The 12,800-nt window shown below is 45.4% G+C and carries 10 protein-coding genes, 1 pseudogene and 1 other annotated feature; all 11 genes and pseudogenes read right to left on the reverse strand.

The genetic code is table 11. From position 1 onward, the window contains the following. Positions 1 to 364: 364 nt before the first annotated feature. Positions 365 to 1,132, reverse strand: a complete 768-nt coding sequence (gene trpA / locus ACTNB3_RS13300) for a tryptophan synthase subunit alpha (RefSeq protein ID WP_427807028.1) — start codon at positions 1,130 to 1,132, stop codon at positions 365 to 367. Beyond that, a complete protein-coding gene (trpB, locus tag ACTNB3_RS13305; RefSeq protein ID WP_441026274.1) occupies positions 1,125 to 2,309 on the reverse strand; it encodes a tryptophan synthase subunit beta in 1,185 nt (394 codons plus the stop codon). Before trpB ends, trpA begins: the two co-directional genes overlap by 8 nt. Beyond that, positions 2,302 to 2,919 (reverse strand): phosphoribosylanthranilate isomerase, encoded by a 618-nt coding sequence (locus tag ACTNB3_RS13310; protein ID WP_427819676.1) that lies wholly within the window; start codon positions 2,917 to 2,919, stop codon positions 2,302 to 2,304. The genes trpB and ACTNB3_RS13310 overlap by 8 nt, the downstream gene beginning before the upstream one ends. Further along, positions 2,913 to 3,719, reverse strand: coding sequence for an indole-3-glycerol phosphate synthase TrpC (trpC, locus tag ACTNB3_RS13315; RefSeq protein WP_427819675.1), 807 nt, complete (start codon positions 3,717 to 3,719; stop codon positions 2,913 to 2,915). The genes ACTNB3_RS13310 and trpC overlap by 7 nt, the downstream gene beginning before the upstream one ends. 11 nt (positions 3,720 to 3,730) lie before the next feature. Beyond that, on the reverse strand, positions 3,731 to 4,753 hold the full coding sequence (gene trpD, locus ACTNB3_RS13320; RefSeq protein WP_441026276.1) for an anthranilate phosphoribosyltransferase: 1,023 nt from the start codon (positions 4,751 to 4,753) through the stop codon (positions 3,731 to 3,733). Between the two features lie 88 nt (positions 4,754 to 4,841). After that, a pseudogene (locus ACTNB3_RS13325) lies at positions 4,842 to 5,928 on the reverse strand (anthranilate synthase component I family protein). 85 nt (positions 5,929 to 6,013) lie between these two features. After that, positions 6,014 to 6,280: a binding site (T-box leader), on the reverse strand. A gap of 76 nt (positions 6,281 to 6,356) precedes the next feature. Beyond that, complete coding sequence (gene radA / locus ACTNB3_RS13330; protein WP_427807024.1) at positions 6,357 to 7,712, reverse strand: DNA repair protein RadA; 1,356 nt, start codon at positions 7,710 to 7,712, stop codon at positions 6,357 to 6,359. Positions 7,713 to 7,824: 112 nt separating this feature from the next. Beyond that, entirely contained in the window at positions 7,825 to 8,235 is a 411-nt protein-coding gene (locus tag ACTNB3_RS13335; RefSeq protein ID WP_427807022.1) for an endosialidase, read from the reverse strand. A gap of 67 nt (positions 8,236 to 8,302) precedes the next feature. Next, a complete protein-coding gene (locus ACTNB3_RS13340) occupies positions 8,303 to 10,750 on the reverse strand; it encodes an ATP-dependent Clp protease ATP-binding subunit (protein WP_441026279.1) in 2,448 nt (815 codons plus the stop codon). Positions 10,751 to 10,832: 82 nt separating this feature from the next. Further along, positions 10,833 to 11,201, reverse strand: coding sequence for a GntR family transcriptional regulator (locus tag ACTNB3_RS13345; protein ID WP_427807020.1), 369 nt, complete (start codon positions 11,199 to 11,201; stop codon positions 10,833 to 10,835). 186 nt (positions 11,202 to 11,387) lie between these two features. Then, positions 11,388 to 12,734: a phosphoglucosamine mutase gene (glmM, locus tag ACTNB3_RS13350; protein ID WP_441026281.1), complete on the reverse strand. Its 1,347-nt coding sequence runs from the start codon at positions 12,732 to 12,734 to the stop codon at positions 11,388 to 11,390. Positions 12,735 to 12,800 lie beyond the last annotated feature (66 nt).

Consider the following 12,800-nt stretch of genomic DNA (forward strand, 5'->3'; position numbering starts at 1 on the left):
TTCCTTCTTACTGTTTTTAGGTTTGTTAAATCTGTCGATTCAACCGTTCTTGAAAAATCTCTTAAAGAATTTTCAGGGTTGTTGTCTATTGTTTAGTTATCAATGTTCTTTCTTCTCTGTCTCGCGACAGCTATATTAGATTATCACATCTTTCGACGTTTGTCAACAACTTTTTTTCACCAGACTTCTGCATACCGCCCCTGGCCTCTGTCTCAGCCCTTCTAAAATAAGTTATGACCCGTTGCCCGCCGTCTCATTTCTGAGTACTGACCAATCAACGAGTCATATCTTACCACTTCATTTTGAAATTGTCAATAATGTTTTTGTTTTTTATTTATTTCAGACAATTCAAACAATTTCATTGTTATATCGCTTCTTTCATGCTTTTCACATAGTCACTTACATATGGTACGCATTCTTCTCCATACTTTGCCACTATTTTGACAATCGCCGATCCTACAATCACTCCGTCAGCCACAGCTGCCATATCTTTTGCCTGATCCGGAGTCGCAATTCCAAATCCGACTGCACATGGAATATCGGACACTTCTTTCACTTTTCTGATCATTGCTCCAATATCGGTCTTGATTTCACTGCGCACTCCGGTTACCCCAAGCGATGATACACAATAAAGGAATCCTTCCGCCTCCCTGGCGATCATCTGGATTCTTTTGTCCGATGTTGGCGCGATCAGAGAGATTAATTCGATTCCGTATTCACGGCAGACATCTTCCAATTCTCCTTTTTCTTCATATGGCATATCCGGTACGATTACGCCGACCATTCCACATTCAACGCAACGTTCCATAAAATGCCTCTTCCCGTAACTGTAAATTGCATTTACATAAGTCATAAACACACGCGGCACATACATTTCATCTTTTATTTCTTTCATCGCGTCAAAAAGCTTGTCCGTTGTACATCCGCCTTTCAGCGCACGTTCATCTGCCTCCTGAATGACAGGTCCCTCCGCGATCGGGTCTGAGAATGGAATTCCCACTTCAATCAGATCAGCTCCTGCCTCCTGCATGGCAAGCAAGAGTTTTTTTGTTACATCCAGTGCAGGATCTCCTCCTGTGATAAATGGGATAAATGCTTTTTTATTTTTAAATGCTTCCTGAATCTTACTCATAGATTTCAACTCCTCTGTATCTTGCAATTGCAGCCACATCTTTGTCTCCGCGGCCGGAAATATTGATTACGATAATTTTGTCTTTTGACATGGTTGGTGCCAGCTTCATAGCATACGCCACCGCATGTGCACTTTCAACAGCCGGTATGATTCCTTCTGTACGTGACAGATATTCAAATGCATTAACAGCCTCTTCATCGGTGATCGGAACGTACTTGGCGCGTCCTTCTTCAGCCAGCATCGCATGTTCCGGTCCGATTCCCGGATAATCCAGACCTGCCGAAATGGAATATACCGGAGCGATCTGCCCATCTTTATTCTGGCAGAAGAGAGATTTCATACCATGGAAAATTCCTTTCGTTCCTTTCGCAATTGTTGCCGCATGTTTTTCGGTATCAATTCCCAGACCTGCAGCCTCACATCCAATCAGCTGTACCTCTTTATCCGGAATAAATTCATAAAATGCACCGATTGCATTGCTGCCACCGCCGACACATGCGATCACCGCATCCGGCAGTCTTCCTTCCTTTTCCATGATCTGTTCTTTGATTTCTTTTCCGATAACCTTTTGGAAATCCCGCACGATTGTTGGGAAGGGATGTGGACCCATGACAGACCCCAGCACATAAAGTGTGTCATCCATCCGGCTTGCCCATTCACGCATCGTCTCGTTTACTGCATCCTTGAGCGTCATAGTTCCCGTTGTAACCGGATGTACTTTGGCCCCCAGGAGTTCCATGCGATACACATTTAACGCCTGACGGTCGGTATCTTCTTTTCCCATGAAAATCTCACATTCCATATCCATAAGGGCTGCTGCTGTCGCTGTCGCAACGCCGTGCTGCCCGGCTCCTGTCTCTGCAATCACCCGTGTCTTTCCCATCTTTTTTGCCAGAAGGACCTGTCCCAGGACATTGTTGATCTTATGTGCGCCTGTATGGTTCAAATCCTCCCGTTTTAAATAGATTTTCGCTCCACCCAGATCTTCTGTCATTTTTTTTGCTTCATATAGAAGCGACGGACGTCCTGCATAATTTTTCAGCAGTTCATCCAGCTCCCGGTTAAATTCCGGATCATTTTTATATTTCTCATAGGCCTCTTCCAACTCATTCACCGCATTCATCAGCGTCTCCGGAACGTACTGGCCTCCATATACTCCAAATCTTCCTTTACTCATGTTCTCTAATCCTTTCCAAAAATTCTTTTATCTTTCCGGCATCCTTCCATCCATCTATTTCCACTGCACTGCTAACATCCACCGCATACGGATGACATACCCGTATGTTGTCTATTACATTCGACGCATCCAGCCCGCCGGCAAGGAAATATGGTTTCTTCAAATCTGGGATCATACCCTTGTCAAATGTCTTCCCACTTCCACCGTACATATCTTTTACATAAGTATCCAGCAGAAGGTAATCACACTCTGTTTTTTCTGTCTCAAGTATCTGTTCTTTCGACCTCACCCTGACAGCCTTGATCACCGGAATTTCGGGAAGCTGATTCTTCAGTTCTTTCATATATTCTTCGTCTTCATCGCCATGGAGCTGAACCATTTGTATGATTTCCTGTCTGCACAGACTGCGAATGATCTCCACATCCTCATTTACAAACACTCCGACTGCCGGAATATCTCTTCGCAATTCTTTTCGAAGCAACTTTGCTGTTTTACTGTCAACTTTCCGTTTGCTGTCTGCAAAAACAAATCCGACAAAATCGGGGTGAAATTCATTTACCATCGCAATGTCTTCTGCTCGTCTCAAACCACATATCTTTACTTTTACCATTCGGAATCCCTCCCGCGAAGAAGGCCTCCGTTCAGTTCCACGAGCATTGCTTTTTTATCCCGACTTCGCATCAGTGTCTCACCGATCAGCACTCCATTCACACCGGCTTCTTTGAGATTCCTGATATTCTCTGCATTTTGAATTCCACTTTCCGCCACAAACAATACATCCGGCGGAGCTAATTTTCTGAGGCGGACACTGTTTCCGATATCTACGGTAAAGTCTTTCAGATTCCGGTTGTTTACTCCGATGATTCTCGCCCCGGCTTCGATTGCGGACCGCATTTCCTTCTCGTCATGAACCTCAACCAGTGCAGATAATCCAAGTTCATCGCAGATATGAATATAATCCCGTACAGTTTCTGTATCCAGTATGGCACAGATCAAAAGTACCGCACTTGCGCCGAGCAATTTTGCTTCATATATCATATATTCATCCACTGTAAAATCTTTTCTCAGAACCGGGATCTTCACTTTACCGGTAATTTCTTTCAAATATACATTCTTTCCCATGAAATACTTTGGTTCCGTAAGGCAGGAGATTGCCGACGCACCTGCCTTTTCGTATTCTTCTGCAATCTTCAGATAAGGGAAATCCTCTGCAATCACTCCCTTGGACGGAGATGCTTTTTTCACTTCACAGATATAGTGGATCCCGGGTTCTTTCAACACTTTTTCAAATGGAAATCCGGTGTCCGTTTTGCATGAAAGTGCAAGTCTTCTTATCTCGTCCGGCGAAAGCTCTTTCTTTGCCTCTTCTATTCGAAGCCGTGTATATGCTGCTATTTTATCCAATATCATCCTGTTTTCCCCTATTCCTTTGCTGCTGCCTGGGTAGCATCACGGAATTCTTCGTATTTGGCAAGTGCTTTTCCGCTCGTGATCAAATCTCTTGCCATTTCAATTCCGTCAGCCAGCGTAATTCCATCGATTCCAAGGTATAAGCTCATTCCGGCGTTCATCAGTACCACATCACGTTTTGCACCGATTTCTTTGCCAGTTAAAATATCCATCGTAATTTGTGCATTTTCTTCCGGAGTTCCGCCAATCAGTTCTTCCAGCGGGCATCTGGTTAATCCAAACTGCTCGGGACTGATCGTATAGGAAGTGATTTTCCCAAACCGGATTTCATAAACATCGGTCTCACCGGTCAGTGTGATTTCATCCAGACCATCCTCACCGCACACTGCCACACCGCGGGTCACCCCAAGATTAGCCAGAACCTGAGCCAGCGGTTCAGCCAGTTTTTTATCATAAACACCAAGAAGCTGCATCGTTGCTCCGGCAGGATTGGAAAGAGGTCCGAGGATGTTGAACACGGTGCGGACTCCCAGTTCTTTTCTGACCGTCGCCGCATATTTCATGGAAGAATGGTAAACAGGTGCAAACATGAAGCAGATTCCCGTTTTGTTCAATACTTCCTCATTCTGCTGTGCGGAAAGTGCAACCTGTATTCCCAGTTTTTCCAGAACATCTGCTGCCCCGCTCCTGCTTGAAACACTCCGGTTACCATGCTTAGCTACCGGCACACCACCTGCCGCCACGATAAATGCAGAAGTTGTGGAAATATTAAATGTTCCCACCTGATCGCCACCGGTCCCCACGATATCAATAACCTCTCTCTCCGGCTGGATCTTAATACCTTTATCACGCATTACATTGGCAAACGCCGTAATTTCTTCGATTGTCTCTCCCTGCATACTGAGTGCCATCAGGAACCCACCCATTTGCGCCTGTGTAGCGGTTCCATCCATCATTTCCTCCATGACACCTTTTGCTTCTTCATAAGTAAGATTTTCCTTTTTGCTTAATTTTGCGATTGCTTCTCTGATCATTTCATTTACCTCCTGCGGTCTTATTTTCATATTTTACTATGCTGAACCAGATTATAAGAAAAACTGTCATAATTATCGATCAAAAGTATCATGATTCCAACACCTCCCCTGCGCATTTGATTGCGTTCATAACTGCGGCCGCTTTATTTGCCGATTCCTCATATTCTTTTTCCGGAACACTGTCGGCTACAATTCCTCCTCCCGCCTGTACATATACCTTTCCGTCTTTTTTCACTGCCATACGGATCGCGATACAGGTATCCATATTCCCTGTAAAATCAAGGTATCCCAACGCTCCGCCGTAGATTCCTCTTTCCTCACTCTCCATCTCTTCAATGATCTCACAGGCACGGATCTTCGGCGCACCGGAAAGCGTCCCTACCGGAAGAACCGACTCAATCGCAGACAGTCCGTCACATTCGTCTTTGATATCTGCTTCCACCTGTGAACAGATGTGCATGATCTTGGAATATCTGTGGATCATCATATACTCTGTCACTTCAACAGAATTGAATTTCGCGATTCGTCCCAAATCATTTCGGCCCAGGTCCACCAGCATATTGTGCTCTGACAATTCCTTCTCATCTGCCAGTAGGTCTTTTTCCAGTTCTTTATCTTCTTCCTCCGTTTTTCCTCTTGGTCTGGAACCAGCCACAGGAAATGTCGTCACTCTGCCATTCTGGAGACGAACCAGTGTTTCCGGCGACGTACTCATGATCTCTTCTCCGTCAATATGCATATACACCATATAAGGGGATGGATTTGTCGTCCTCAGAAACCGGTATGGATTGATCAGGCTTCCTTCATACGGACTGGTAAACTGTCTGGATATAACCGCCTGGAAAATGTCGCCGTCCACGATGTATTTCTTGGTCCGTTCAACCAGTCGGCAATACTCTTCTTTTGAGACGTTGCAGGTAAATTCGATCCTGCTCGATCACGACTTTACCGTCACTGCAGTACACGCGCATCAGAGGATCATATCCCAGGAACGAATACCTGCCCCATTTTTCCCCGCCTTCAATACTTTCCAGCAGATAATGCCGTTTACTCACAGCCGCAATTTTCCGAAGCAAGGTGATCGGCGTAACAACATCTGCGTAGATTTCACGGCATACCGGAATGATGTCATAATCTGATGCAAGTTTCAGGATTTCATTACAATCTGGATACATGTACGCTCCTCCTAATTCAAAAAGTATTTGTTTTGTGGACCTTTTTTTCATAAGCATGGCACAAAAAAAAGCTCCTGTCCCCTCTTAAAGGGACAAAAGCTTAAATCTTCTGCGGTACCACCCAATTTGTCAATATACTGACCACTCTGTTATGTACTAACATACATATCTATTTGATAACGGGCTAGAATCCCGTCAGCGTCTACTCGCAAATATATGATATTCTCAAAATTTGCTTTCAAGCTGCCCTCACAAGTCCATTCAGTAAAAACTCTTGCCGCTGCCTTTCCACCATCCGGCAGCTCTCTGGGAACAAATATCTTTACCTACTCCTCTTGTTCATCGGTTTAGTGTTTTAATTTACTACAGTATATTCCGATATTTTCCAAATGTCAATTGATTTATTTTATTATAAATCTTCGTTTATATCAGAAAAGCCGGATCGCCTCATTGATATTTTTTACACCAATGATCTGTATGCCTTCGATGTTCTTCACACTGTCATAAGAGACAGCCGGCATGATACAGGTCTCAAATCCAAGCTTTTTTGCCTCCTGCACGCGCTGTTCCGGCATACTGACTGCCCGTACTTCTCCGCTCAGTCCAACCTCTCCGAATACAATCGTTCTCTCATCCAGTGGTCTGTTTTTATAGCTGGATACGATTGCCATCACAATTCCCAGATCGACCGCCGGCTCATTGATCTTAATTCCGCCTGCAATATTCACGTATGCATCATAGTTTGCCAACCGGTAACCGATCCGTTTCTCGAGTACCGCCATCAGCAAATTGACACGATTGTAATCCGTTCCAGCCGCAGTCCTCCTGGGTATGCCTAAATTACTTTCGCACACAAGAGCCTGTATTTCCAGAAGGATCGGCCTGGTCCCTTCCATGGAACATGCCACGACGGATCCCGACGCATGTTCCGGCCTGCCGTCCAGCATAAATTCCGATGCATTTTTCACCTCGCGCAGTCCGTCCTGACGCATTTCAAATACACCAATCTCATTGGTTGAACCGAAACGATTCTTCACCCCCCTGAGGATCCGGTACGATGCATGCCGGTCCCCTTCGAAATAAAGCACTGTGTCCACCATATGCTCCAATACTCTCGGACCCGCAACCGTACCTTCCTTCGTCACATGCCCTACAATAAATATCGTGATACACAGGCCTTTTGCAAGCTGCATCAGAGCATTGGTCGCCTCCCGGACCTGTGACACACTGCCCGGTGCAGACCCCACCTCTTCGCTGAACATGGTCTGAATCGAATCGATCACGACCGTTTCCGGTCTTTCTCTCTCGATTGCCTGACGGATCAGTTCCAGATTGGTCTCACAGAGCAAAAGCAGATGTTCCGTAAATTCTCCCATGCGCTGTGCACGCAGCTTGATCTGCCGCAGTGATTCTTCTCCCGAAATATAAAGCACCTTCTTCTCCGTGCGTGCCAGTTCACGGCAAACCTGCAGAAGCAATGTTGATTTGCCGATCCCCGGATCACCTCCGACAAGAATCAAAGAACCGGGAACGATCCCGCCTCCAAGCACACGATCCAGTTCATTAATATGAGTACTTACTCTCTCTTCTGCTTCCGTTTGCACCTGGGAAAGCGGAACTGCGCGTAGTTCCTTCCTGTCCTTCACGGCAACCGTTTTCGCCATCGTTACCCTTTCTTCAACAAAAGTATTCCATTCCTTGCACATGGGACACTGTCCCAGCCACTTTGACTCTTCATGTCCACAATTCTGACAGAAAAAAACTGTCTTCTTCCCTTTTGCCATATTTCCTGCTTTTCCTTTCTCACGCTGCGGTTCACAGACAGATTCAATTCCAGTGACAGGAAAAGGGCTGCATCAAACAGCCCTTCTCTCAAAATCACTATGTATCCGTGTCCTATTTCTTAACGATTTCTACTTCAACGCTTTCTTTCCCTAATTCTGCACTGATACTGAGTTTTGCACTTAAATTCGTTGACATATCTCCGACATTTACATCATTCATGTAAACTGTATATTCGCTGTCCGCTTCCAGTTCCAGCGTAATCTGCGCATCCCCTTCACCGGATACTTTGAACGAAACTACATTTTCAGAGACTTTGAAATTCTCAACGGCAGTTCCTGGCACAGATTCGTATACAAACATTCCGTTTTTCTCTAATTTGGTAATCTCTTTGAACGTCTTAACTTTATATAAATCTCCCTGAAATTCAAAACCATCTTTCTTCGTCTTTTCCGCAAGACTGTAATCTCCAAAGCTAAGTGTTCCGTCAGTCTCGCTCTTAATAAGTTCCTTGATTAATGCCATTTCCATGTTCCTCCTAATGGTATTCTCTTTTGAGTTAATCTTATTATACCATATCCCTTTTCTTTTTCTAGTTGTTTATTCCCTTTGTAGTAAATTTTATTTCTTTTTTAGAAATTCCGGCTTCCACATGATCGCCCCGTTTGATTTCACCGCTCAGGATCGCCTCCGCCAGTTTATCCTCCAGCTGATTCTGCACGGCTCTTCTAAGCGGCCTTGCACCGTATTTCTTATCCGTTCCGGTTTCGACGATGTGCTTTTTCACTGAATCGCGGATCACGAGCGTGATATCCAGCTGTTCTTTTGCACGCTGTGTCACTTCCTTGCACATCAGACCCACGATCTTCTTCATATCATTCTCACCGAGCGGGTGGAATACAATAATCTCGTCAATACGATTCAGGAATTCCGGACGAAACAGCTGCTTCACTTCATCCATAACGTTAGACTTCATGCGCTTATAATCGCCCGCCACATCTTCCTGCTGCGTAAAGCCGAGCTTCTTCGGTTCAATGATCGCTTTCGCTCCGGCATTGGAAGTCATGATGATGACTGTATTGCGGAAATCCACTTTTCTCCCCTGAGAATCTGTAATATGCCCGTCATCCAGCACCTGCAGCAGGATATTGAACACATCCGGATGTGCTTTTTCAATCTCATCAAACAGGATTACGGAATATGGATTTCTGCGCACTTTTTCACTGAGCTGTCCGCCATCATCATGTCCCACATATCCCGGAGGCGCCCCAATCATTTTTGCGACGCTGTGTTTCTCCATGTATTCTGACATATCAACCCGGATCATATCCTCTTCATTTCCAAAAAGTGCCTCTGCCAGTGCTTTCGAAAGTTCGGTCTTACCGACTCCGGTAGGCCCAAGAAACAGGAAAGAACCAATTGGCCTCTTCGGATCTTTCAGACCAACTCTTCCTCTCTTGACAGCTTTCGCCAGAGCCTTCACAGCTTCCTCCTGGCCGATGACTCTCTTCTCCAGTGTCTTTTCCAATTTTCCAAGTCTTGCCGTCTCTGTCTCGTTCAGTCTGCTCAACGGGATTCTTGTCCAGGCAGAAATCACCTCAGCCACATCCTCTTCTGTAACCGATACCTTTTTATTCTCGTGGCTCTTCTCAAACCGGGCTTTTGCCTGCTCCAGTTTCTTCATGGTTTCCTTCTGTTCCCGATGGAGGCGCGAAGCTTCTTCCATGTTCCCGGTTTTAATACAATTTTCTTTCTCGGCGCCAAGATCCTTATAAAGTATCTCTAATTTTGCAATATTCTCCGGTACTTTGAAGCCTCTGAGCTTCACCTTGGAACAGCTTTCGTCCAACACATCAATTGCTTTATCAGGCAGAAACCGGTCATTAATATAACGGCATGACAAATGAACTGCGGCCCTCAGTGCTTCTTCTTCAATCTCCACTTCATGATGTGCCTCATATTTTTTCTGGAGCCCTTTCAGGATCACAAGGCATTTTTCCTCATCCGGCTCTTCTACCGTCACCGGCTGAAAACGCCGCTCCAGCGCAGCATCTTTCTCAATATATTTGCGGTACTCCGTCAGTGTCGTCGCACCGATCAGCTGCAGCTCTCCGCGTGCGAGAGAGGGTTTCAGAATATTGGACGCATCGATAGCCCCTTCAGCCCCACCTGCTCCGATGATCGTATGCAGCTCGTCCAGAAACAGGATCACATTGCCGGATGCCTTTACTTCCCGGATCAGCTTCTTCATACGTTCCTCAAATTCACCTCTGTATTTTGATCCTGCAATCATGCCCGGAAGATCCAGCACAAGAATCCTCTTGTCCCGCATACTCTCCGGTACGATCCCGTCTGCAATCTGCATTGCAAGCCCTTCCACGATCGCAGTCTTACCGACACCCGGCTCTCCGACCAGACAAGGATTATTCTTGGTTCTGCGGCTCAAAATCTGCATGATCCTTCCGATTTCCTCCTGACGCCCGATCACCGGATCCAGCTTGCCTTCTCTGGCCTCCTCCGTCAGATCTGTGCTGTACTGTTCGAGGATTCCTCCCTGACCTTCTCCTTCACGCTGACTTTCCATATATTCTTTCGGATCCTCACCCATAGCCTGCAGAAGATCCTGAAACACCTTTTGAATATTGACATTCAAGGTCATAAGCATTTGGGTTGCCACACAGTCACCGTCTTTGAGCATCGCCAAAAGCATATGCTCCGTCCCGATCTTTCTGGATCCGAAATGTGCCGCCTCATTCTTGCTTTCCTCCAAAATGTATTCCAGTCTGGGGCTTCTTTCGATTCTTCGTCTGTCAGGTGTTCCTCCTGCCGGACTGGATATCAGCAGATCCATCGCTTTTTCCATCTGCTCTTCGTCCACTTTATTCTTGTCAAGTACCTGACCTGCAACTCCTGTATAGATTCTCTTCAATCCGAAAAGAAGATGTTCCGTCCCGATATATGGATGCCGGTTCGCCTCCGCAATCTCCTTTGCCATATTCAGCGCTTCCTGCGCCTGCTTTGTATACTGATTCTCTGTCATAACCTCGTAAGTCTCTCCTTATCTCTTATTAATCCGGTCTCACCACTCATGCAGTACTGCCGCATGACAGCCTTTACAGGCATCATTTATATTCTTCATAAATCTCATCTACCAATTCATGTACTTCTTCCCGGGTGATTCCTTTGCAGCTCCCCTTTGCCAGAAGAATCCGGAGCTGCTCCTTCATATCCTGAAGCGCCTGAATCTTATTGACATCAATACAGATCACGGCACCCTTTCTCCTGTCCAGCTGAATAAATCCTTCTTGTCTTAGTACATTATATGCTTTGTTTACCGTATGCATGTTGATCCCGATATTCTCGGCGAGTGTACGAACCGAAGGAAGCGGATCACCTTCGTGGATCGTGGACGTTGCAATCCCCATAATAATCTGATTTCTCAATTGCAAATAAATCGCTTCATCACTGTTAAAATCAATCTCTATCAGCATAAAAATTCCCTCTTTACTTTTTCTTTTGCTGTTTTTTGTTATATTCATGTTAGCACAGAAGGCATTTTTTGTAAAGTAATAAAGATGATCCCGCCATGAACCAAAAACGATCCATCGGTTCTTTTTGGCGTATGCATGACAAAAAAGGGACTGTGCATTTCACACAATCCCTTAAATCTGTTCGGGTTAACCGACGATCAGGCCTTCTTTTTCCATCACATCAACGACTTGATTTACATATTTTTCACACAGTTCATCCGTGGTGGCTTCCACCATAACACGGATTACCGGTTCTGTTCCGCTTTCGCGTACCAGAATACGTCCGTCATCTCCAAGTGCCTCTGAAACCGTAGCAACTGCTTTTACCACTTCCGGATTCTCCCGTGCCGTCTTCTTGTCAGATACTCTCACATTCTTGAGGAGCTGCGGGTAAATGGTCACATCCTCCGTCAGCTTTGCAAGAGACTGCTTCGTCTCCATAATCACTTCCATAATCATAAGAGAAGTCAGGATTCCGTCACCGGTCGTAGCATGTTTGCTGAAAATAATATGACCGGATTGTTCGCCGCCCAGCATGAAATTATTCTGGACCATATTCTCATAAACGTATTTATCGCCAACCTTTGTCTTTTCATAACGGATTCCAACTTTGTCACACGCCTTATAAAGACCGATATTTGACATGATCGTTGTCACGATCGTATCTCCGTTAAGCTGTCCGCGCTCTTTTAAATATTTTCCACAGACATACAGAATCAGGTCTCCATCAACGACATTGCCGTTCTCATCGACCGCGATACAGCGGTCTGCATCTCCGTCAAATGCAAATCCTACATCCAGTTTCTTCTCTTTCACAAATTTCTGCAGCACTCCGATATGTGTGGAGCCACAGTTTGTATTGATGTTCGTTCCATCCGGCTCGTTGTTGATCACATAAGTCTTAGCTCCAAGTGCATCATAAACACTTTTCGCAATGGCAAATGCACTTCCGTTCGAACAGTCAAGTCCGATACGCATATCCTTGAAAGAGCGTGTGGCCAGCGAGATCAGATGTCCGATATACCGGTTTCTTCCCGCCGCATAGTCAATCGTTCTTCCAATCGCTTCCTTCTGTGCAAGCGGAATTTCTCCTGTTTCCCCATCGATATAAGCTTCAATCTTATCTTCGACTTCTGCCTCCAGTTTGTGTCCTTTTCCATTAATTACTTTGATACCGTTATCATAGAATGGATTATGGCTGGCGGAAATCATAATACCGCAGTCAAAATCTTCGGTTCTCGTCACATAAGAAACGCTGGGGGTTGTCGTTACATGCAGAAGATACGCATCTGCTCCGGAAGCAGTAAGCCCTGCTGCCAGTGCATATTCAAACATATAGCTGCTCCGTCTGGTATCCTTGCCGATCACGATTCTCGCCTTGTGCTCCTGCCCGTAATACCATCCCAGATATCGTCCAACTTTGAATGCATGCTCTACTGTCAAATTCACATTTGCTTCCCCACGGAAGCCATCTGTTCCAAAATATTTACCCATATAATTATCTCCTTCGGCCTATCTTTGGCTGATTGACCGTTTTTTTTGCACAATCAGTCACTTATG

It is taken from the genome of Bariatricus sp. HCP28S3_D3, assembly GCF_052065755.1.
GTDB lineage: Bacteria > Bacillota > Clostridia > Lachnospirales > Lachnospiraceae > Allocoprococcus.

Coding starts and splice junctions, on each gene's coding strand:
- trpA (WP_427807028.1), bottom strand. CDS start 1,132: ATGAGTAAGATTCAGGAAGCATTTAAAAATAAAAAAGCATTTATCCCA.
- trpB (WP_441026274.1), bottom strand. CDS start 2,309: ATGAGTAAAGGAAGATTTGGAGTATATGGAGGCCAGTACGTTCCGGAG.
- ACTNB3_RS13310 (WP_427819676.1), bottom strand. CDS start 2,919: ATGGTAAAAGTAAAGATATGTGGTTTGAGACGAGCAGAAGACATTGCG.
- trpC (WP_427819675.1), bottom strand. CDS start 3,719: ATGATATTGGATAAAATAGCAGCATATACACGGCTTCGAATAGAAGAG.
- trpD (WP_441026276.1), bottom strand. CDS start 4,753: ATGATCAGAGAAGCAATCGCAAAATTAAGCAAAAAGGAAAATCTTACT.
- radA (WP_427807024.1), bottom strand. CDS start 7,712: ATGGCAAAAGGGAAGAAGACAGTTTTTTTCTGTCAGAATTGTGGACAT.
- ACTNB3_RS13335 (WP_427807022.1), bottom strand. CDS start 8,235: ATGGCATTAATCAAGGAACTTATTAAGAGCGAGACTGACGGAACACTT.
- ACTNB3_RS13340 (WP_441026279.1), bottom strand. CDS start 10,750: ATGACAGAGAATCAGTATACAAAGCAGGCGCAGGAAGCGCTGAATATG.
- ACTNB3_RS13345 (WP_427807020.1), bottom strand. CDS start 11,201: ATGCTGATAGAGATTGATTTTAACAGTGATGAAGCGATTTATTTGCAA.
- glmM (WP_441026281.1), bottom strand. CDS start 12,734: ATGGGTAAATATTTTGGAACAGATGGCTTCCGTGGGGAAGCAAATGTG.